Below are 1,205 nucleotides of genomic sequence, written 5' to 3' on the forward strand. Positions count from 1 at the left end.
GGCGCTATCCCTCCCCACCGTATAGACGGTGGGGAATCCCGCGCCTTACGTTGAACTGGGTCAACCAAAACACACCAGAGAAAGTAGTTAACGCTATTAAGCTCCAATCTCTTTGCTACCGTGAGATTCGGGCGCGGTTTGGTCTCTCCAGCAATAAGGACTCCGTCCCGCTAGCGCGAGTGGCACAACAGGTAGGCAGGAGGCTAACCGCTGCACGTAAGAGTGCCCAACAGAAAAACCGTCCAGTTAAAGTGTTTAAGGGCGGCTTTGTCACGTATGACGCCCGCATCTTCTTTTTCCGTGAGAGGGACTGGACAGTATCGCTGACCACCGTCGAGGGACGCGAACGCTTTGAGCTGGATGTTGGCTCCTACCAGCGCGGCAGGCTAACAGGTTCAAATCCCAAAGCAGCTACGTTGGTCAAACGCCAAGACGGTTCCTCCTTCATCCAGATTGGTGTGGAGTCTGAGGTACCAGAGCCGGAGCACGCCGTCAAGGCAACGGGCGTGGATTTAGGTAGGAGGGATATTGCCCACACCTCTGAGGGAGACCACTGGAATGCACAGCAGTTGAACCAGGTCAGAGACCACTACTCCCGCTTGAGAGCGGCTCTGCAACGCAAGGTCGGTGAGGGCACACGCAGCACTCGGCGTCGATGCCGGGAGCTGTTGCAACGGCTGTCTGGTCGGGAGAGACGCTTTCAAGCCTGGGTGAACCACTGCATCTCTACTCGCGTCAGCGGGACGGAGTCCTTAGCCATTGTTGCTAGGGCCAAAGCTACCTGTAGCCTCATTGCCTTGGAGGGCTTAACTGGGATGAGAGAACGTACCAATCAACAGTCGCGTAGTAAAGTTGAGCGTCGGCGGGTGAACAGTTGGGCGTTCTCCCAGTGGAGACAGTTTCTAGAGTACAAGGCAGCAAGAGCAGGGGTGAAGGTGGTGGTAGTGCCACCTGCCTACCCTTCGCAAACTTGTCACCGCTGCTTGTGGCTTGGGCAGCGGGAAGGGAAGCGTTTTCGTTGTGTCAACCCGGCTTGTGGCTGGGAGGGAGATGCAGATTTGAACGGTGCTAACGGGATTGCGCTTTTGGGGGTCGCTGTAAACCGGGGCCTGCTTCCCTAAATCCCCCCGTATACGGGGGAACAGAGGGGGGTTCGTGGTTGGCTTGCCAACTGCAGGGCTACCGTTCGCGTCAGCGGCGCGTAG

Annotated in this window: 1 pseudogene; it reads left to right on the plus strand. The window is 57.3% G+C overall.

From position 1 onward, the window contains the following. Positions 1-1,205 (plus strand): annotated as a pseudogene (locus tag NW852_RS04665) (RNA-guided endonuclease InsQ/TnpB family protein); the annotation flags it as partial.

The organism is Synechococcus sp. H60.1, assembly GCF_047462335.1.
In the GTDB taxonomy this organism is placed as follows: Bacteria; Cyanobacteriota; Cyanobacteriia; order Thermostichales; family Thermostichaceae; genus Thermostichus.